We start from the raw sequence: 19,086 nt of genomic DNA on the forward strand, positions 1-19,086 counted from the left end.
AGTTAACAAAATTAGCAAGGTAATGTAATGTTGAATTTGAAAGTACTAAAGTCAACGTTATTCTAAGGAGAGTCAAACATGTCGACGCCATATATTAGTAGTAAACCATACATGATAATAAATATTGCGTTAGATTGGCTCGCAAAATTATCCGTTATCGTCAGTGTGATATTTGTAGCTAAAGCATATAAGCAAGTTTATGATGTTGATCAAAAGCTAGGCCAAAAAACAATTGAAGTAGCTGAGCTAGAAAAAGAAAAATTAAGTCTGGTAGATGCAAAGTTGAGCCTCGAAGAGGAGAAGTTAACTCTTGAGGAAAATATAAAATTGATGCTTGAGAAAGAGCAGGCTATTTTGAGCAGGGTAGAAGCATTATCGGAAAAAGAGCCTCAATTACAACACGAGAATGCACTGCTTGTCACCCAAGGTGATCTTTACGAGGCTCTTTCTGACAATATGAGCCGAACCCAAGAGGCGCTGAAAACGGGTAAACACCACTATATTGACTTATCGATGTACATTGAAGAGTTTTCGTTTTCATTTCTATCTCAAGCTATCATTAGCTATATCTCTAAAATGATTGCAACTGAAAAGAGATTCGCCGAATTTGATCAAAGGGAGTTCAACTACAAAACACAATTGAGAAAACACCTTGAAATCGTCAATTCCGATGCAGATAAATTCTTGCCCACCAGAGCATACGAACGTGTGAGTGAAATCGCTTTATCTACAAACAGTGTCGGTGAGTTGATGGACAAGCTGGGCAACACATGGACAACCCATCACAATAAAACGCTCAATGAGATACCGCTGGATGTATTACTTGAAGACATAGCCAATAATGAGGACAGCTTGGACAAGCTTCAAACTAAAAATGATGAGATTATGAATGCGTTGATCGAGCTTAAATCCAGGCTCTAATTTGGCCGAGTGCCAAACAAGCTATTAAGCCCCTGTCAATAAGGGTATACCTATCATAAAAGGTCTTAGTTCTCTTTATCCTTAACCAATATTCTCATGAGCTGTTTATTTAGTAGATCATGGGAATACTCACTGTATTAGTCAATTCTATATTCACTCATTCCGGCCTTGATGGCATATACAGAACAAAAGTTGAAACACATCACAACGTATAAGTTATCTATTTGGTAAAACCATGATGGTATTATTTGTACTGATTTTGGTGAAAAGCCATACAAAAACAATGTTTGATTAAAAAATATTCCAATTAATTTCAACACCAATTTTATGCATTAATATCAATAGATTACCCACACATAAAAATCATAAAGAACGGCTTAAACGCAAATGTCAACATTGAAATATGTGACACATCTCTTTAACCTTTATTTTTATTGAACGTTCAATTAATAAAAATATGCCAAAAGTCGGAATGGAACCTGTACGCCGCGAACAGCTGATAAAAGCGACCATTGAATCAGTCGCTGAGCTTGGTTTACAAGGTACAACTATTAACAGCATCAGTAAGAAAGCAGGGTTATCTTCGGGGATAATCAGCCACTACTTTGGTGGAAAACAGGGCTTGATTGAAGCCACTGTGCGTTACTTGTTGTCTAGCCTAAAATATTCACTGATGGCGCAAGTAACAGACACAACATCACCGCAGCAACGGCTGATGTATATTGTCGAAGCCAACTTTGCGTTAGTACAACAACGTAAAGACACCACCCGCACATGGTTAAGTTTTTGGGCGCAGTCAATGCACGACCCCGAGTTACACCGACTACAGAACGTAAACAGTAAGCGCTTATACAGCAACCTTGCCAGCTCATTTCGACAACTGATGAGTGTTGAGCACGCAAAGCTTGCAGCCCAGTTAAGTGCGGCGATGATTGATGGTTTATGGCTACGTGCCGTACTCAGTCAATCCGACAAAGACCAATTTAAACACAGTGAGCAATTAGCCAAGCAGTACGTGCGCTCACTGATCAGCCAGTATGGAGCCTAATATGACGACAACGAGCAGCCAAAATAGCAATGTGCCTGTTTATCAAAACTTTATCCACGGTCGCTACATGGCAAACCAAAGTGGTGAAAGTTTTGCAGTTAAAAACCCTGCCACCGACGAAGTGATTTACCACGTTGAGGTTGCTGATGAGTCAATCCAAAGTGCAGCAATTGAAAGTGCTAAGCAAGGCTTTGCTATTTGGTCAGCAATGACCCCTGTTGAACGTAGCCGCATTTTATTAAAAGCCGTGGCGTTATTGCGAGCACGTAACGATGAGTTGGCCAAAGTTGAAGTGCTTGATACCGGTAAGCCTTGGCAAGAAGCTGAATGTGTCGATGTACAAACCGGTGCCGATGTAATCGAATATTTTGCGGGTCTTGCGCCTGCACAAGTTGGCCAGCAGCAAATGGTTGGCAGTGACTTTTATTACACTCGTAAGGAACCGCTTGGGATCTGCGCAGGCATTGGTGCATGGAACTACCCGCTGCAAATTGCTTGTTGGAAATCAGGCCCTGCCCTTGCAGCTGGAAACGTTTTAATTTTTAAACCCTCAGAAGAAACACCATTAGGTGCATTGAAGCTTGCTGAAATATTTATCGAAGCAGGTGTACCTGAGGGCGTATTCAACGTCGTTCAAGGTGCAGCTGAAGTGGGTCAATGGCTGACCGGCCACGCGGATATTGAAAAAGTATCATTCACTGGCGAAGTGGGAACGGGTAAAAAGGTAATGAGCAGCGCAGCGACCACGCTCAAAGACGTAACGATGGAACTAGGTGGTAAATCCCCCTTACTGGTATTCGATGATGCCGACATCACCGAAGCAGTCAGCGCCGCGATGCTTGGTAACTTCTATACCCAAGGTGAGATCTGTACCAATTGTACGCGCGTTTATGTACACCGTGATGTGTACGACGCGTTTATCAACGAGCTTAAAATCCGCACTGAAAGTAATATCATTGCAGGGGATCCGTTGAATCCTGAGGTTAACCTTGGTGCGTTGATCTCAAAACCTCACCAACAATTGGTTTTAAACTACATTGCTAAAGGTATCGAAGAAGGTGCGACCTTGCTTACTGGCGGCGAAGCTCTGAGTCCAGAATCTGCGCCTAATGGCTATTTTGTTGCCCCTACCGTATTTGTGGATTGTCATGACGACATGACCATCGTCAAAGAAGAGATCTTTGGCCCTGTAATGAGCGTGTTGGTGTTTGACGACGAACAAGATGTGATCAAACGTGCTAACAATACCCACTTAGGCCTAGCTGCTGGCGTATTTACCAAAGACATTCAACGAGCTCATCGCGTTATTCACCAGCTTGAAGCTGGGATCTGCTGGATCAATGCGTACGGAAACTCTCCTGCTGAAATGCCTGTTGGTGGCTATAAACACTCAGGTATAGGTAGAGAAAATGGCATTGAAACGCTGGATCAGTACACCCAAACCAAGTCGGTGTACGTCGGTATGAATAAAATCGAAAGCCCATTTTAACTGGAGACCCCATGACCCAAAAATATGATTACATCATAGTTGGTGCTGGCTCCGCAGGATGCGTTCTGGCCAATCGACTTACAGAAAATGGCCAACACAAAGTGTTGCTGCTAGAAACGGGCGGGAGTGATAAAAGCATTTTTATTCAAATGCCTACCGCCTTATCGATTCCAATGAATACAGACAAATACGCTTGGCAGTTTCACACTGAGCCAGAGCCATATTTAGATAACCGTAAAATGCATTGCCCTCGCGGTAAGGTGCTAGGCGGCTCGTCTTCAATCAACGGTATGGTGTATGTACGGGGCCATGCTAAAGATTTTGATGAATGGCAGCAACACGGTGCACAAGGCTGGGATTACCAATCTTGCCTACCGTATTTCAAAAAAGCAGAGTCTTGGTATCTGGGTGAAAATGCACACCGAGGTTCAGAAGGACCGTTGGGTGTAAACAACGGTAATGAAATGGCCAACCCGCTATATCGCGCCTTTATTGAAGCAGGTAAGCAAGCCGGTTACGCAAAAACCAATGACTATAACGCCGCGCAACAAGAAGGCTTTGGCCCAATGCATATGACGGTTAAAAATGGTCGTCGTTGTTCAGCCAGCCGTGCGTATTTAGACCCAATTAAACGCCGTAGTAATTTAACCATCATCACAGGCGCTCAGGCACAGCGTGTTTTATTGCAAAACAAACAAGCGCAAGGCGTTGAATATAAAATCAAAGGTAAGACTCAAAAAGCCTATGCGCGCAGAGAAGTGATCCTAAGCGCAGGGCCAATTGGCTCACCTCATTTGCTACAGCTATCGGGTATTGGTGATAGCAACGTGCTTGAAAAAGCAGGCGTTGAAGTACAGCACCACCTACCGGGTGTAGGCCAGAATTTGCAGGACCACTTGGAGTTTTACTTTCAGTACAAATGCAAGCAACCCATTACCCTAAACGGTAAGTTAGGGCTGGTTTCAAAAGGTCTGATTGGCACACGTTGGTTGCTGACAAAAGATGGCCTTGGCGCAACCAATCACTTTGAATCGTGTGCTTTTATTCGCTCTAAACCGGGCGTTGAATGGCCTGATATTCAATACCACTTTCTTCCGGCTGCCATTCGTTACGATGGTAAGAGCGCGTTTGATGGCCATGGTTTTCAGGTGCATGTGGGTCATAACAAACCCAAGAGCCGTGGTAGTGTCACGATTGCGTCTAGCAATCCCGATGAGCCACCGAAAATCTTGTTCAACTACTTACAAGAGCAAGAAGACATCGAAGGCTTTAGAGCCTGCGTTCGCTTAACTCGAGAGATCATTGAGCAAAGTGCGTTTGATGAGTTTCGCGATGATGAAATTCAACCTGGTAAAGAGATACAAACCGACGAGCAAATCGATACCTTTGTGCGCCAGGCGGTAGAAAGCGCATATCACCCCTCGTGTTCATGCAAAATGGGTGAAGACGAGATGGCGGTGGTTGATTCACAAACTAAAGTCCATGGTATCAACAGTTTACGAGTGGTTGATTCGTCAATCTTCCCAACCATACCTAACGGAAATTTAAATGCCCCCACAATCATGCTCGCTGAAAAAGCAGCGGACCATATTTTGGATAAGACACTTTTAACTAACCAAAACGCTGCGGTTGATATGGAGCCCAAATGGCAACATGTACAACGCAGTTCGGAGATCTAAATTTGCCACTCGCTTAGGTAGTGATACCTAGGTGGGGCTTGCAGTGGCGTGCGGGATAAATTGGTTATCCCAAGGGGGCAGGTTTTCTCGCCCCTCAAGCATTAATGCAAGACTAAGAAAAAAAACGGAGAAACAATGAGTTACTTTTACTTATTTTGGGAGGGTGACAATGACCTTATGGCTTAGTGCAGGTATCATTTTCACCCTATTGGCAATTGCTTTAATTTTGTTTAAATGGGGAAATTTACAGTGTGTTGGCGTCACACCCGTTAAAACCTTTACCTTTATCGCCATTTTGTTTACGTCAGGCTTAGATGTCGGACTGATTATGTTTCCACTTACTGAGTTTGCGGGTTACGCAGACATAAAAGCAAGCCCAGAGTATGCGTTTGCAAATCCACTGGCCATTGAGTTTGGTTTTTGGGGATTTTTAATCTGGGGATTTTATTTCCTTACCTGCTTTTATTTCTGCGTAATAGAACCCAAAGTAAAGTTCTTTGAAATTACTTGGGTGAAATTAGTCAATAATGTGATCATTATTGGCACCTGTGCCTTTACAGCGTACTTGCTGCTGTCAAACCTGCCTTGGTATTTACCAGAGGTCGGCGATGGTAGCTCGATTATTCCAACATTTTATCTGTTGGTCTTTGCGGCGATTTGCTTTGCAGTTTACTCAAGTACCAGTTTGAAGTATGTGCGCTTTTTGAGTATTTCAACCACTTGGTTGTTTATCGCGCTGATTGCCTATATGTGGTGTGCAGCATTTTTATTTGGCGACAGCGCTATGAGCAGCTTTGCCAATAAGTTTGCGCTACTTGGCGACTATTTTACGCATATCAATGAATTTGTATTACCACTGAATGATTACCATGAGTTTTATCTGTTCTGGTGGTTTGCTTGGAGCATCATGATTGGCCAATTCACTTCTCGCTTTGTGGGTGGACTCAAAACCTATCAAGTATTGGCTGCTATGTTGGTGTTCCCATCTATTCCAATCGCTATCTGGTTTAGTGTGCTTTATCACTACCATGAAGCGGGAATACCTACGGCGGGCATTAAAAACTTCGCCATGGTATTTGTGGGCATCGTATTTGTGATCAACTCACTTGATTCACTGATTCGCTTATATACCGACAATTTAAACCTAACAGTAAAACGTTTGGGCCTACGAAACTATATGTTGTTTAACATTATTGCCCTATCACTGTTAACTTTACTGTTTAAACTTGAGTTTTTACAAATTCAGTGGGTTGGCGCGTTGGTGATAGGCGTGTTCTTCTCTTGCGCGGCCTATATCGGCTACGGCAAGTTTAAAACCGTTTGCCAAATTGACAGCTCACCCAAAGACAACAAAATTGACTACAGCAAAATTGAAACAGCTAGCTAAGGATTTCAACATGACAACAACGAGAACTCTACTTTTCGGTGCACTTGCACTGGCTTCAACACACGCGGCAGCAAATTGGTCTACGACTGTGACGGCGGCATCGGATTATACCTTCAATGGTGTGAGCCAAACACAAAATGACCCTGCCCTACAAGCTAGCCTAGACTATGCATTCGATGATGGTCTTTATGCGGGCACTTGGGCCTCTAATGTTGATTTTGGTGGCGACACTAACCTTGAGTGGGACGCCTACCTTGGTAAATACGTCACCTTAAACGACAACTGGAGCGTAGATTACGGTATCGCTTATTACACCTACCACGGTGACAGCAACTCAAGCGATGGAAACTACCCTGAGATTTACTCAAAATTTGGTTACACCAACTCATTGGGTCACACCGAGTTTAACTTCTGGTATAGCTGGGACTACTTCGGCACGGGTGCTGGGCACACCATCGCTATGGTTGCTCACAGCGTAGAAATTGCCAAAGGCCATACACTGCGCGCCAGCTTTGACGTATCAAACTCATTGGATGGTGAAAAGTATATGTGGGATGCGGGTGACAAGTCTTATCACCATTACCGTCTAGCGTATCAGACCAGTTACGAAGGCTTTAACTTTGAAGTGGCGGCTGAAAACACCAGTTTAGATTATGATACCGCTGATGAGCGTATCGTACTGAGCGTGTCACGCACCTTCAATCTGTAAATTTACAAGTCTCCTACTACTTGTAATAAAGGCCAGATGAAAATCTGGCCTTATTTTTTATTTGATGCTTGGTTTTGATGTTTGGTATAGCAAGGCTAACGGGATATAACCGTCTGAATGGCCTGTTCAAGTTCAGTGGGCTTATCTGTGCCTAAGCGAATCACCGAGCCATCATGCAGTACGATGTTAACAACATCACAGCCAGCATAACAAAGGCCGTGATGTACAAAGCCGCCGGCTGTGCTTTTACAAAATACACCACAAGTAATAACACAATAACCAGCACCGCTATCATTGAAAAGTGTTTAACTGTGGATGTTTAACTGTGGATGTTTAACTGGACACCCACCCCAACTTGCTGGTCAATTATGGGTACATTTTTGGTAATATGATCACAAAGAAGACATCGCTAATAGAAAAGGGTCTCACTAGCTCGTTTTTAAAGTGGGTGTCCTGTTTAATATACGAGGTAGTCTGCGAGACATCTGGTGAAGCTTTGCAGCCCGATAGCAAAACTACCAATGCCAAAACGAAGGTTAAATACAGTGCTTTCATATAATCATCCTTATATTCTGCAAGACATCCTGTGTATTTAACTAAAGTACAAATTTTCAGCTTTTCAAGGTGGGTTTTGCTGGACACTTCTCTGACAATGAGCGCTCTCTAACAGTAAATAAAAAAGGTACACTTGTTTGAGTTTTTACTTTAAAGTGAAGCTCATCTTCAGTACAACTCATGGAAAGACAGTTTGAACATCGTTAAATACACTGAACTCACCACTTTATCTTACCTTTTGATAAGCGCGCCTATATTTGCCTTATTAGCAGCCTTATTTGGGGTAACAACATTCGAGCTCAATGCCATTTTTCTGCTGATTTTAATGGATTTGACCGCCAAAGCTGTGCCGTATTTTATTTTGTACCTAGGTACAAAAGTGCCTCAAAACCAATACAGCTCTTTGTTCTTCTACACATTCTTAATCGTCACCTCAATTGAGATGACACTGATATACTTTACCTTGTTTATTCATGACTTTATTGGTGCCAGCAGTGGGCCACTATCCGGCTTAGTGCTCATTTCACCATATGTTTTACTCATTCCTCTGAGCGCTACTATTTGTGCTTTGGTTGTGATCGCTGTGAAGTTTGCCCACAATAAGTTTTGTCGGGTCAACTAGATTGAGCATGCCAACGTTTTGCCTATCAAGCGCCAAATAGCGGCCGAGTTTAATCTTTACCAAACTGCTACACAGCTCGACTGGTTACTTACAAAGCTTGCCTGCACAGAACAGTTCACGGTCGCACGCGAAAGCACGCAAAGCTAGACTTAGTAACTATTTGAAAAATAAACTTTGTCGTTAAGATGGCATAAAGCTGACGTTACAATTGTTGGGCCACTTCCATAGGCTTTACTTAAGCACAACAGCAAGGACAAAAATGTGATTATTAGAAAGTTAAGATTACAAAAAGCTTGGTCTCAGGAACAACTGGCCGAGGCTAGTGGTTTAAGCTTGAGAACAATTCAGCGTATCGAGCGCGGTCAAACACCTAGTTTAGAATCGCTTAAGTCTTTAGCTGCTGTTTTTGAAACCACAGTTGCCAGTCTTCAACAGGAGCTAACGATGAAAGCCGACACAAACACCGCCGCTATTAGCGACCAAGAAAACAAAGTTATCGAACAAGTATGGGCCATAAAGGCGTTTTACAGTCACTTGATACAATATGGGGTAACCATCATCACTTTGTTTATTATCAACTATTTTGTATCACCTCATTATTACTGGGCTTGGTGGGTTGCACTGGGTTGGGGTGTGGGCGTTATCAGCCATGCGCTCGATACATATGAAGTATTTAATCTATTTGGATCCAAGTGGGAAAAACGCCAAATAGAAAAACGACTTGGTAGAAAACTATAAAAATATATTTAGTTACCTCAAAACCTTACAATTAAAACACCACTTCAGTGACTACACAAACATTGAAGCGGTGTTGGCTTAAGCCCATTCAAACACGACTATTTGTTAACCTTGCCAGGCAGGCTTAAATCTCCAGAGGCGATATCCATCACATTGACTACGCACAGTAATGGCGCGTGAACACTCTGATTGACCCTTAAACCCGCTGTTACACCATCAAACTGAGTATCTTCAAGCAAGCCAATATTCTCAAATGGGACTTTTACTTCAACCACATCGCCGTTAAAGGTTGGATGCCAGCCAGGGCTATCCAAAAGAATGGGTAAGCCAGGCCAAGTTTTGGGTAGTCTCGGTTTGCTCCCTTTGGGAATATCCACAACCCCCAACGCGCCATTACCACATTGCTCATTAGCCTGTAGTACCACCCAATGACTGTGCCATATGTTGCCATCATTACTGGTATTGCCATCACCATTTTCATCATACAATGGCGTATCATCAAAATCCGGATGTGCTGTAACAGCTAATGCCAAAATACCTGCATTGCGTTCAAACCCAACTTCATAGCTATCAATCGAAGTGGGCCATACATATGAAAATACCTCGCTCCCTGCAAGCTTACCGCTGGCAGTGGGTTTGTGTGTTCCCGCTTCGCCAGAGACCGCCATATGAAACGTAGCAACATTACCTTTGGTAGTGATTTTTCCGTGAATGATGTCAAAAGGCGCTAACGTCGTATCATTAACCGGCGCTTTGATCCCACCTTTATGTTGTTCATGGCTTAAAGCTGGCAACGAAAGGGCCACAGCCAAACATGAAGCAAGTAAATTAAATTTAGCCATGACAAGCTCCTTTTACCTCTTCAAGTGACGCCCCAAAGTTAATATGAAACACAACGTCATCTAACAACAAAGCCGGCACCGACCTAACGCCTGCCTGTTCGGCTTGGTCAATTGCCTGTGTGTTTTGCGCCAAATGTACTGACTCCACTTCATAACGATTGCTATCCAGTGCATGCAAAACCTGTTGCTCTGCTTCAACACACACTGCGCAACCCGCGTGATAAAAAATTGCCTTCTTCATGATTGTTCCTTGTTTGTTAAATTAAAAGGTATCGACTCAACACCTTTTAAACTGTAAAGATCAGAATCAGGGTTGTCAACATAGTATTTAGCCGATACTATTTAATTATGAAACTAAATCACATATACAACAGCGTTGAACGCTTGGGCGATTTGCTTAAAGTGGGAGCGCGTCAGGCAGGTGCAGAGCATGGGTTACAGCCCGTGCACGTCGAGGTATTGCACTATCTGTCGATCTGTAATCAATACTCAGACACGCCAATGGCGGTCACTGAATACTTGGGGTTAACCAAAGGTACGGTCTCACAGACACTCAAGGTATTGGAGAAAAAAAGCTTACTGGTCAAAACGATAGATGAAAATGACAAGCGTATCACTCACTTAAAGCTGTCGGTAAGCGGTCAACAACTCGTGGCAGCACTTCTACCTACCAACTTGTTTATCAAGGCTTGTGAGCAGTTATCACCACAACAGCAATCAGACATTAACTCGTCACTCAAGTTACTGCTTTCGGCGTTACTAAAGGCTAATAACTTAAAGACCTTTGGGGTCTGTAAAACATGCCGTTTCAATCAGCTAACAGACGATGGCAACTATTTTTGCGACCTTGTTAAGCAGCCGCTAACCTCGGACGATACACAGCTGATCTGTCGAGAACACGAAGATGTCTAGCGATGTCCAATTGGTGAATTCTTTCGATGTTAAAGCGCGATACCGATGCTCATGCAGCTTATACATTTAACACACTGATTTTAAAGCTTTGATTTTACCTTTCAAATGTATTGACGGTTCATTTACAGGTGGTGTTTTATGCGGCGTTGCTCAATGAGGAGGTTCTTAAGTCTTTAAATATCACGCTCGCAAGCTGCGATTTAGCTGAATAACAACGGAGCTCACACCAATCAAGTAAATAAAAAAGGCCAGACAATGTTGTCTGGCCTTTTCAGTTATTTTGCCGTGTTTAGAACGATAAGTTATTTAAAATCTCATCATCCACATTGTTTGCTAAAGTGACTTTTAGCTTAGGTGTACGCGCCATTTCACGTTTAATCGCAAAATCAGCCTCTTCGTTACGCGCCCAGCTACGACGTGCAATCCCGTTGTTTACATCAAACAACAACATTGACTTAAGGCGACCTTCTGCCTCTGGTGTGCCATCTAGCAGCATACCGAAACCACCATTGATCACCTCACCCCAGCCTACACCGCCACCGTTGTGAATTGATACCCAAGTTGCACCACGGAAACTATCTCCAATCACGTTATGAATCGCCATGTCGGCTGTGAAGCGGCTACCATCGTAAATGTTAGACGTTTCACGGAACGGTGAGTCAGTACCGCTCACATCATGGTGGTCACGACCAAGTACAACCGGACCGATTTCACCACGAGCAATGGCATCGTTAAATGCTTTGGCGATTTGGGCACGACCTTGCGCATCGGCGTACAAAATACGCGCTTGTGAACCTACCACTAGCTTGTTTTGCTTGGCGTCTTTTATCCAAGTGATGTTGTCTTGCATCTGCTGCTGAATTTCCTCAGGAGACTCAGCCATGATCTTGTTCAACACATCAGCGGCAATCGCATCGGTTTTATCTAAATCATCAGAGTTGCCCGATGTACATACCCAGCGGAATGGGCCAAAGCCGTAGTCGAAACACATAGGACCAAGAATATCCTGCACATATGATGGATATTTAAAGTCGATGCCATTTTCTGCCATCACATCACCGCCAGCGCGTGATGCTTCAAGCAAGAAGGCATTACCGTAATCAAAGAAATAGGTGCCTTTAGCAGTGTGCTTATTCACCGCATCCGCGTGGCGCTTCAACGTTGCTTGCACTTTTTCTTTGAACACATCAGGTTCTTCACGAATTAAGCGGTTTGATTCTTCGTAGCTAATATCAACAGGGTAATAACCGCCCGACCAAGGGTTGTGTAGTGATGTTTGATCCGAGCCTAAGTGCACAAAAATATCTTGCTCGTAGAAATGCTCCCACACATCTACCACATTACCAATGTAAGCAATTGACACCACTTCTTCATTCGCTTGTGCTTCTTTCACACGCGCGATGAGCGCGTCCATATTGTCGATAAGCTCATCAACCCAACCCTGTTGGTGGCGTTTCGTTGCCGCTTTAGGATTTACTTCTGCACACACCGTAATACAGCTGGCAATGTTACCCGCTTTAGGCTGAGCGCCGCTCATGCCGCCTAAACCTGCGGTTAGGAAAATCTTACCTTTTGGACTTTCGCCCTTGTTCAACACTTTACGGAACGCATTCATCACGGTGATTGTGGTGCCGTGTACGATACCTTGTGGGCCAATGTACATGAACGAGCCCGCGGTCATTTGACCGTACTGAGTCACGCCCAAGGCATTGAACTTTTCCCAGTCATCTGGTTTTGAATAGTTCGGGATCATCATACCGTTGGTCACCACCACCCGTGGTGCTTCTTTTGATGATGGGAATAACCCCATAGGATGACCTGAGTACATGTGCAGCGTTTGGTCTTCTTCCATCTCACTTAAATACTTCATCGCCAACAAGTACTGCGCCCAGTTTTGAAAAACAGCGCCGTTACCACCGTAAGTGATCAACTCCTCTGGGTGTTGAGCCACAGCAGGGTCTAGGTTGTTGTCGATCATCAGCATGATAGCAGCAGCTTGCTGACATTTTGCTGGGTAATCTGAAATTGAGCGGGCTTTAAGTTCATAGTTTGGCTTAAAGCGGTACATATAAATGCGGCCGAAGTCTTTTAGCTCTTGCGCAAATTCTTGTGCCAGTTCTTGATGCCATTCTTTAGGGAAGTAACGTAAGGCATTGCGAATAGCCAGTTGCTTTTCATCCGCCGATAAGATGTCTTTGCGCTTTGGCGCACGGTTAGCATCTTCTGGATAAGGTTTTGCAGGCGGTAACTTGCTAGGGATCCCTTGTTTTATTTGCTCTTGAAAGTTCATCATCACTCCCTCTTAGTTAACTTTAAATGCTTGTGTTTTAACTAATGCTATCATGGCATCGATATCTGGCTTCAACAGTCTATCTTCTTCAAGCTTGGCCACTTTTTGACGAATTAATGCGAAGTTTTCTTCGATGATGTCTGAACATTTATTCGGACGTCTAAACTCTATCGCCTGTGCCGCATACATCAATTCTATGGCCATGATCTTTTCAAGATTACCAAGGATTTGGTTGAGTTTACGACCTGAGATACTACCCATCGATACGTGATCTTCTTGACCCATTGAAGTGGGCACGCTGTCCGCTGATGGCGGGAAACACAATGACTTGTTTTCAGTCACCAGCGCTGCGGTTGTATATTGTGGGATCATCATGCCAGAGTTTAAGCCACCCGAGGTGGTCAGTAATCTTGGCAAGCCATGTAAGCCTTCAAGCAGCAGGTAACAACGTCTGTCAGCAATATTACCCAGCTCTGCGGCGGCAATAGATGCATAATCTAACACCATAGCTAAAGGCTGACCGTGGAAACTGCCCCCTGAGATGGCCTCTTCGCTGCTTATTACAATTGGGTTGTCCGTCACTGAGTTCATTTCAATCTCAGCCAATTCTTTCAGGTGGTTGTATGCATTGCGCGACGCGCCATGTACCTGCGGAATACAACGCAATGAATAAGGGTCTTGAACGCGATCACAATCAGTATGCGCAGCCATATTTTGTGAGTCTTTAAAGAAGTGTCTCATGCGTGCAGCCACTTCTATGTTGCCAGCAAATGCTCTGATCTGATGAAGCTCTTCTCTAAATGGTGACTGGCTACCTTGCATCCCTTCAATACTCATCGCCCCAGCCAAGTCGGCCAAGTCTAATAAGTAACGCATTTTCGTCAGTGCTGTGATCGCGTGCGATAGAATAAACTGAGTACCATTGATAAGTGCTAGACCTTCTTTGGCATGCAGCTCTAGAGGCTCTAAACCATGCTCTTTTAATGCCTGTGCTGCGGGGATTGTGTTATCACCACGCCAAAACTCACCTTCGCCAATCAATGGTAAAAATAGATGAGAAAGCGGAGCTAGATCGCCAGAAGCACCTACAGAGCCTTGCTCAGGTACGACCGGAATAAGATCATGTTCGATAAACGCCAACATACGTTCAACCACTTCTAAGCGAATGCCCGAAAACCCCTGACTCAAAGCATGGACTTTAGTGATCAACATGAGTTTTGAAATGGCTTTGGCGATTGGCTCACCCACACCCACGGCGTGTGTGATTAGCAGATTTTTTTGTAGTAAGTGGGTTTCTGCTGGTGAAATTTGCGTATCACATAGCGGACCAAAGCCTGTGTTAATACCGTAGATGGCTTTATCTGAACTCGCCATAATATCAACATTTTGTCGACTCGCATTAATTTTATCTAGGGCTTGCTGGCAAAGTTCAGCCTTAACACTGCCATTCGCAATCCCGTTCACGATATCCAGAGTGAGTTGGTCAACACCATATCTAAACGTCATCATTTTCTCCTAAGCGTTTGTCTTTTCAGAGCAACTACGTGCTTCAATAGGCTAATGCTAACTTGCCCATGATGTTTTATAAATGCATAATAATCGTAATTCATTCCGATTTTATCGAACTAAAAAGTAAGACAAAAAGGTAGACAGAATGCAAGTCCATGACGTTGATTTACGGCTATTAAGGATTTTTGTGGCCATTGTAGAATGCGGGGGCTTATCCGCTGCGGAGTCACGCCTCAATATCGGTCGCTCTACCATTAGCTCTCATTTGTCTGATCTTGAAGTGAGGCTGGGCATTAAACTGTGTAAACGTGGCCGCAGCGGCTTTGAATTGACCGAACCGGGTCGCGTTACCTATCAAGCATCTTTAGAGCTACTGCAACAATGTGAGGCCTTTGCCACAACAGTTGCCAGCTCCAAAGACGAGCTATCAGGTCGGGTGACTATCGCCGTCATTGATACAATGGTCAGCGATCCACGTTGTGGCGTCGCCAGTGCGATTGCTGCGCTTAAGGCCAGAGGTAACAATATTCAGTTTGATATAAATGTTTGCGAAGCGCGTGAAGTAGAAACATCTGTTGTAAACGGCCGTTCACTGGTAGGACTTGGCGTGAGCAGGCACCATTTGCGTGGCTTAGATTACTTCCCATTGCATAACGAAACCAACTACTTGTATTGCGGTGTTGGACACCCCTTGTTCGATTGTGAGCCTTCAAAAATTGAGAAATTATTAGCCGATGCTGAAGTGATCACCAGTAACTATATGCGTGATAGAGAAACACGAAACGATGGCCTGAACTATCAAAACAGCGCCATCGCGTATCACGATGAAGGTATTGCCCATTTAATTCTATCGGGGGCATTTATAGGCTATTTACCCGAACACTACGCCAGTTTTTGGGTAGACAAAGGGTTATTTAAACCCATTTTGCCAGAAAAATACTGTTATCAAATCCCCGTGGTGTTGATTTCTTCTAAGAGTAACGCGGTATCGCCGCTTGCCAATGCGCTCATAGAAGAAATCAAACGTTGTCACTCCAGTACGTGTTGATCAGCTAAACACCGCTATAAGGTTCGCCCATTGTTGCTCAAGCTCGGTGAAACTTTTACCCGTCACCGAGGCGATATCCTCACCTCGGTATACCTTCAAGTAAGCATCTAAACCATAGTTTTCAATGAGGAACTGAGTAAACGCGCCCTCTTGCAAGTACGCCAGTTGACGAGCCACACCCGATTGCGCTGCATTTCTGACACGCTCGGCATCGCTAAGCGGAATTAACCCCCCGTGTTCAGCTGATTTTTGTGCAACCATACGGTAGAGGTCTGTACCAAAGTCAGGGTATTCAGGTGACTCACCAAACCTGTGCTGTAAAAACACCGCTATGCCGTCATCGTAGAACCTATCTTCGCGGTTATTTTTTAACTTCTTACGAAAGGCACTTACCGCATAAACATGGGTCAGTTCATGAATAATCGCCATTCCTCGTCTGCCACTTTGCTCTGGTGAGAATGCTGCTATGACACGCTTTTGTGGAATGTGAATGGTGTTCCAATCTTGATATGGAATACGATGCTCCTTTGAGATATAGACAGTCAACTTCTCTTTGATAGGCGTACCTTGATATTCTTTTGATTGTTTGAGATAGGCTAATACCAACTGACGGTTGTCTTTGACGCGTTGTGCAAGTTTTTCCACAATGCTTTTGGGCACATCCTCATCGTATTCAATGTTAAAGTCCTCAGCTTGATATGTTGCAGCTAATCCAGTGAGAGAGTATAAACCCGCGATGAGTATGAGGCATTTTTTCAGCATAACTTTGTATCCTTGTCATTTTTCTATTTATTTTGATGTAAGCGTGCCAAGCACATCGGCACGTCTCACTGAACCTATTTTGGATACATAATACCATTATGTTGGATAAATTGCCTAATTACTTTCTATAGCAACGCCCGCTGCGATTCATTTCATCTCTATGTTCAGCGACTCGTAAAAGACACAATCTTAACTAAACTGAATGAAGAGGTAGCTTGTAGCGAGCAGTACGGTCAATGAAAAAATGTGGATGGTTGATCCTTTTTATCGTCTTTTTAAATCAAAGCGCTGTGCTTGCCAAGCTTCCAGATGATACATTTGCTCAGCTACGCGCTCAAGCTACAGCCGAGGGTCAAAAGTCCCCCTCGGCGGGCATTACAAAGATTGATGAACTACTCTCTCGCCACCAAGACACATTAGCTAAGGCACAGACTATTCGCTTGCTGTACATGAAGTCTTGGTATCAAATAAACTCAGATCTTATCGAACAAGCCATGGATACCTTGGCTCAGACTCGACTGTTGGCAAGAGACATAGATGAGCCTGGAATTTTATATAGCTACTACAGTATCTCTGCCAGTGCATTATCAAATGCAGAACTCTATGAACTGGCGCTGGAGAATAATCTCAAAGCTTATCAAGAGGCGCCGCTTCTCAAGCGCCCAGAATTTATTAGCCAAACTGAAAATAATATTGGTCATGTCTATTTAAAGTTAGGGCTTTTGGATGAAGCAGAAAACTATTTTCAACGTTTTTACGACTTTGCAGCCCAACAGAGTTTGATACCGCAACAGGGAACCGGCTTGAATAACTTGGGAGAAGTGGCACTGGAGAAAGGCCAGATAGACAAAGCTCACAGTTTGCATGAGCAAGCACTAGCGCTTCGCCAAGCGCATGGGCTGGCCTATCACGAGGCTTGGTCACTGTTTAACCTTGGCCGGGTCTACGCTGCTAAACAAGAGTTTGTGCATGCCGAACAATTTCTCAAGCAAGCCATCAAGAGCTGGGAGAGCAAAAATGCGACCTCGAAAACGCTGCAAGCCAAATTTGAACTTGCAAAAATATATGTACAACAACAGCGTAGTCATGATGCCGAAGCGCAGTTGCAAAGTATTATCGATTTAGGTCAAGCGCACAAACAACTTACCCTGACACTGGCGGCATTGAAACTCTATGGTGCGCAATTGAAACAAGACGGGGCACTCGAAAAAGCGCTTAGTACACAAGAGCAATATAACGAAATCGCAGACAAGTTTGCCAAAAAGCAAGCATCAATCGGGCTTGCCTACATGCTCTCCCAGACTGAACTACAAACTAAAGAAATGGCGCTTAAACAACTTGAGCAGGCGCATCAAGTTACCTTAGCCATGGCGGAAGCTGACCGTCAGTTAGGCTGGTTTATTCTTACCAGCGCAACGCTAATTATCATCATAACGTGGTACTTTATGTATCGCCTCAACAACAAAAAACGCCAGCTACAAGCCCTGCTTTCTCGCCTTGAGCGCACACAAGAAAAGCTTGTTGAGTCTGAAAAAATGCGCGCCATGACTACTTTAGTATCTGGCATGGCGCACCAACTAAACACCCCGCTTGGGTTGGTTATCACTGCTGACTCAACACTACAATCCTTGGTAGAAAAATTGGCCACAGGATTTGCATCCAAAACGCTGACGCAAAATCAACTTGCACAATTTATTCGCGAGTCCACCGAGCTGCTTACTCTTAGTCAAAAAAACAGCGAAAAAGCCGCAGATATGGTACAACGATTTAAAATGATGTCTGCCAAACTGCACATGAGTGAATGTTCCACATTTGCGCTGTTGAGTTTTTTAAAAGAAAACATCGGTAGGCTCGCACAGTCGCAAAACAAAGCCATTCACTTTAATCTGTCGGGCGATGACATTGAAGTGACCAACTATGCGCCAGTTTTACTAAAAGTGATCACCCAGCTCATTGAAAACTCAGTAAAACATGGCTTTGTTGACACTCAGGAGCCACAAGTTGATATCACCATACAGTGCGACAAAAAAGACGCGATCATCCACTACAAAGACAATGGCGCGGGTATTCCTTTAGATAAGCGCAAACAAGTGTTTGACCCGTTTTACACCACCCGATTGGGAGAAGGGAATTTAGGGCTAGGTCTCAATATTATTTACAACTGCGTTGTTCACATCATGAATGGTCAAGTGGAGTGTGTAGAAGATGCACAAGGTGCGCATTTTGTTATTCGATTTCCTCGAAAAATCACCAATTCAAGCGGTAATGAATAGCCGTCTCAATCGAACAGGCTTGCACTCATTTTAGTGATACATTTGACGGCTCTGATTATTCCTATATCGGTCACCAAACAAACTCTTATTTGTTCAACACCGTTTATAAGTATGACCTAAACTTTTATGCCTGTAGATAGAAGCAGCCGCTATGATGAAGTCTTGGCGAAGTCTTGACGACGTCTCATCCACCAAGAAACAATACGCAGCACCAAAGATTCAGATTTTCGTCCGCTAAGGCTCTTTAGCCCCTAGTCTCAGAAAAGTACTAGGGGCTTTTGGTTATATAACAGTCAGAGAAT

Annotated in this window: 16 protein-coding genes; 11 read left to right on the forward strand and 5 right to left on the reverse strand. The window is 43.9% G+C overall.

Going from position 1 to position 19,086, the window contains the following annotated elements; genetic code table 11:
• Nucleotides 1-111 precede the first annotated feature (111 nt).
• The 8 genes from L1070_RS16470 (at nucleotide 112) to L1070_RS16505 (ending at nucleotide 9,148) form a co-directional block, all read left to right on the forward strand.
• Complete coding sequence (locus L1070_RS16470; RefSeq protein ID WP_237126359.1) at nucleotides 112-921, forward strand: hypothetical protein; 810 nt, start codon at nucleotides 112-114, stop codon at nucleotides 919-921.
• A gap of 457 nt (nucleotides 922-1,378) precedes the next feature.
• Nucleotides 1,379-1,969, forward strand: coding sequence for a transcriptional regulator BetI (betI, locus tag L1070_RS16475; protein WP_237126360.1), 591 nt, complete (start codon nucleotides 1,379-1,381; stop codon nucleotides 1,967-1,969).
• Entirely contained in the window at nucleotides 1,959-3,458 is a 1,500-nt protein-coding gene (gene betB, locus L1070_RS16480; protein WP_237126361.1) for a betaine-aldehyde dehydrogenase, read from the forward strand. The genes betI and betB overlap by 11 nt, the downstream gene beginning before the upstream one ends.
• An 11-nt stretch (nucleotides 3,459-3,469) precedes the next feature.
• On the forward strand, nucleotides 3,470-5,137 hold the full coding sequence (betA, locus tag L1070_RS16485; RefSeq protein WP_237126362.1) for a choline dehydrogenase: 1,668 nt from the start codon (nucleotides 3,470-3,472) through the stop codon (nucleotides 5,135-5,137).
• A 169-nt stretch (nucleotides 5,138-5,306) separates the two neighbouring features.
• Nucleotides 5,307-6,524 (forward strand): BCCT family transporter, encoded by a 1,218-nt coding sequence (locus L1070_RS16490; protein ID WP_237126363.1) that lies wholly within the window; start codon nucleotides 5,307-5,309, stop codon nucleotides 6,522-6,524.
• Between the two features lie 10 nt (nucleotides 6,525-6,534).
• Nucleotides 6,535-7,233 (forward strand): TorF family putative porin, encoded by a 699-nt coding sequence (locus tag L1070_RS16495; protein WP_237126364.1) that lies wholly within the window; start codon nucleotides 6,535-6,537, stop codon nucleotides 7,231-7,233.
• 748 nt (nucleotides 7,234-7,981) lie between these two features.
• Nucleotides 7,982-8,410 carry a hypothetical protein gene (locus L1070_RS16500; protein ID WP_237126365.1) on the forward strand — a complete coding sequence of 143 codons (429 nt, stop codon included), beginning with the start codon at nucleotides 7,982-7,984 and terminating at the stop codon, nucleotides 8,408-8,410.
• A 261-nt stretch (nucleotides 8,411-8,671) separates the two neighbouring features.
• Entirely contained in the window at nucleotides 8,672-9,148 is a 477-nt protein-coding gene (locus tag L1070_RS16505; protein ID WP_343221767.1) for a 2TM domain-containing protein, read from the forward strand.
• A 98-nt stretch (nucleotides 9,149-9,246) separates the two neighbouring features.
• Here L1070_RS16505 and L1070_RS16510 read toward each other — a convergent pair whose 3' ends face one another.
• Both L1070_RS16510 and L1070_RS16515 read right to left on the reverse strand, forming a co-directional pair.
• Nucleotides 9,247-9,990, reverse strand: a complete 744-nt coding sequence (locus L1070_RS16510; RefSeq protein WP_237126366.1) for a hypothetical protein — start codon at nucleotides 9,988-9,990, stop codon at nucleotides 9,247-9,249.
• Complete coding sequence (locus tag L1070_RS16515) at nucleotides 9,983-10,231, reverse strand: thioredoxin family protein (RefSeq protein ID WP_237126367.1); 249 nt, start codon at nucleotides 10,229-10,231, stop codon at nucleotides 9,983-9,985. The genes L1070_RS16510 and L1070_RS16515 overlap by 8 nt, the downstream gene beginning before the upstream one ends.
• A 107-nt stretch (nucleotides 10,232-10,338) precedes the next feature.
• On the opposite strand from L1070_RS16515, the gene L1070_RS16520 reads away from it, so the two are divergent.
• Nucleotides 10,339-10,902, forward strand: coding sequence for a MarR family winged helix-turn-helix transcriptional regulator (locus L1070_RS16520; RefSeq protein ID WP_237126368.1), 564 nt, complete (start codon nucleotides 10,339-10,341; stop codon nucleotides 10,900-10,902).
• Between the two features lie 289 nt (nucleotides 10,903-11,191).
• Here the strand turns inward: L1070_RS16520 and L1070_RS16525 are convergent, their stop codons facing one another.
• Nucleotides 11,192-13,192: a urocanate hydratase gene (locus L1070_RS16525; RefSeq protein WP_237126416.1), complete on the reverse strand. Its 2,001-nt coding sequence runs from the start codon at nucleotides 13,190-13,192 to the stop codon at nucleotides 11,192-11,194.
• Between the two features lie 12 nt (nucleotides 13,193-13,204).
• Nucleotides 13,205-14,698 carry a histidine ammonia-lyase gene (gene hutH, locus L1070_RS16530; RefSeq protein WP_237126369.1) on the reverse strand — a complete coding sequence of 498 codons (1,494 nt, stop codon included), beginning with the start codon at nucleotides 14,696-14,698 and terminating at the stop codon, nucleotides 13,205-13,207.
• Nucleotides 14,699-14,846: 148 nt separating this feature from the next.
• On the opposite strand from hutH, the gene L1070_RS16535 reads away from it, so the two are divergent.
• Entirely contained in the window at nucleotides 14,847-15,749 is a 903-nt protein-coding gene (locus L1070_RS16535; protein WP_237126370.1) for a LysR family transcriptional regulator, read from the forward strand.
• On the opposite strand, the gene L1070_RS16540 is transcribed toward L1070_RS16535, so the two are convergent.
• Nucleotides 15,750-16,511 (reverse strand): hypothetical protein, encoded by a 762-nt coding sequence (locus tag L1070_RS16540; protein WP_237126371.1) that lies wholly within the window; start codon nucleotides 16,509-16,511, stop codon nucleotides 15,750-15,752. It abuts the gene before it with no gap.
• A 236-nt stretch (nucleotides 16,512-16,747) separates the two neighbouring features.
• On the opposite strand from L1070_RS16540, the gene L1070_RS16545 reads away from it, so the two are divergent.
• A complete protein-coding gene (locus L1070_RS16545) occupies nucleotides 16,748-18,784 on the forward strand; it encodes a tetratricopeptide repeat protein (protein WP_237126372.1) in 2,037 nt (678 codons plus the stop codon).
• Nucleotides 18,785-19,086: the final 302 nt, after the last annotated feature.

Origin of the sequence: Pseudoalteromonas sp. MMG022 (genome assembly GCF_021654245.1) — a bacterium.
Classification (GTDB): Bacteria; Pseudomonadota; Gammaproteobacteria; order Enterobacterales; family Alteromonadaceae; genus Pseudoalteromonas; species Pseudoalteromonas amylolytica.

Bases quoted from the DNA above. Each gene is read 5' to 3' on its own strand.
- betB (WP_237126361.1), top strand. From the start codon at position 1,959: ATGGAGCCTAATATGACGACAACGAGCAGCCAAAATAGCAATGTGCCT.
- betA (WP_237126362.1), top strand. From the start codon at position 3,470: ATGACCCAAAAATATGATTACATCATAGTTGGTGCTGGCTCCGCAGGA.
- L1070_RS16510 (WP_237126366.1), bottom strand. From the start codon at position 9,990: ATGGCTAAATTTAATTTACTTGCTTCATGTTTGGCTGTGGCCCTTTCG.
- L1070_RS16535 (WP_237126370.1), top strand. From the start codon at position 14,847: ATGCAAGTCCATGACGTTGATTTACGGCTATTAAGGATTTTTGTGGCC.
- L1070_RS16515 (WP_237126367.1), bottom strand. From the start codon at position 10,231: ATGAAGAAGGCAATTTTTTATCACGCGGGTTGCGCAGTGTGTGTTGAA.
- L1070_RS16525 (WP_237126416.1), bottom strand. From the start codon at position 13,192: ATGAACTTTCAAGAGCAAATAAAACAAGGGATCCCTAGCAAGTTACCG.
- L1070_RS16470 (WP_237126359.1), top strand. From the start codon at position 112: ATGATAATAAATATTGCGTTAGATTGGCTCGCAAAATTATCCGTTATC.
- L1070_RS16520 (WP_237126368.1), top strand. From the start codon at position 10,339: ATGAAACTAAATCACATATACAACAGCGTTGAACGCTTGGGCGATTTG.
- L1070_RS16545 (WP_237126372.1), top strand. From the start codon at position 16,748: ATGAAAAAATGTGGATGGTTGATCCTTTTTATCGTCTTTTTAAATCAA.
- L1070_RS16490 (WP_237126363.1), top strand. From the start codon at position 5,307: ATGACCTTATGGCTTAGTGCAGGTATCATTTTCACCCTATTGGCAATT.
- L1070_RS16540 (WP_237126371.1), bottom strand. From the start codon at position 16,511: ATGCTGAAAAAATGCCTCATACTCATCGCGGGTTTATACTCTCTCACT.
- hutH (WP_237126369.1), bottom strand. From the start codon at position 14,698: ATGACGTTTAGATATGGTGTTGACCAACTCACTCTGGATATCGTGAAC.
- L1070_RS16495 (WP_237126364.1), top strand. From the start codon at position 6,535: ATGACAACAACGAGAACTCTACTTTTCGGTGCACTTGCACTGGCTTCA.
- betI (WP_237126360.1), top strand. From the start codon at position 1,379: ATGCCAAAAGTCGGAATGGAACCTGTACGCCGCGAACAGCTGATAAAA.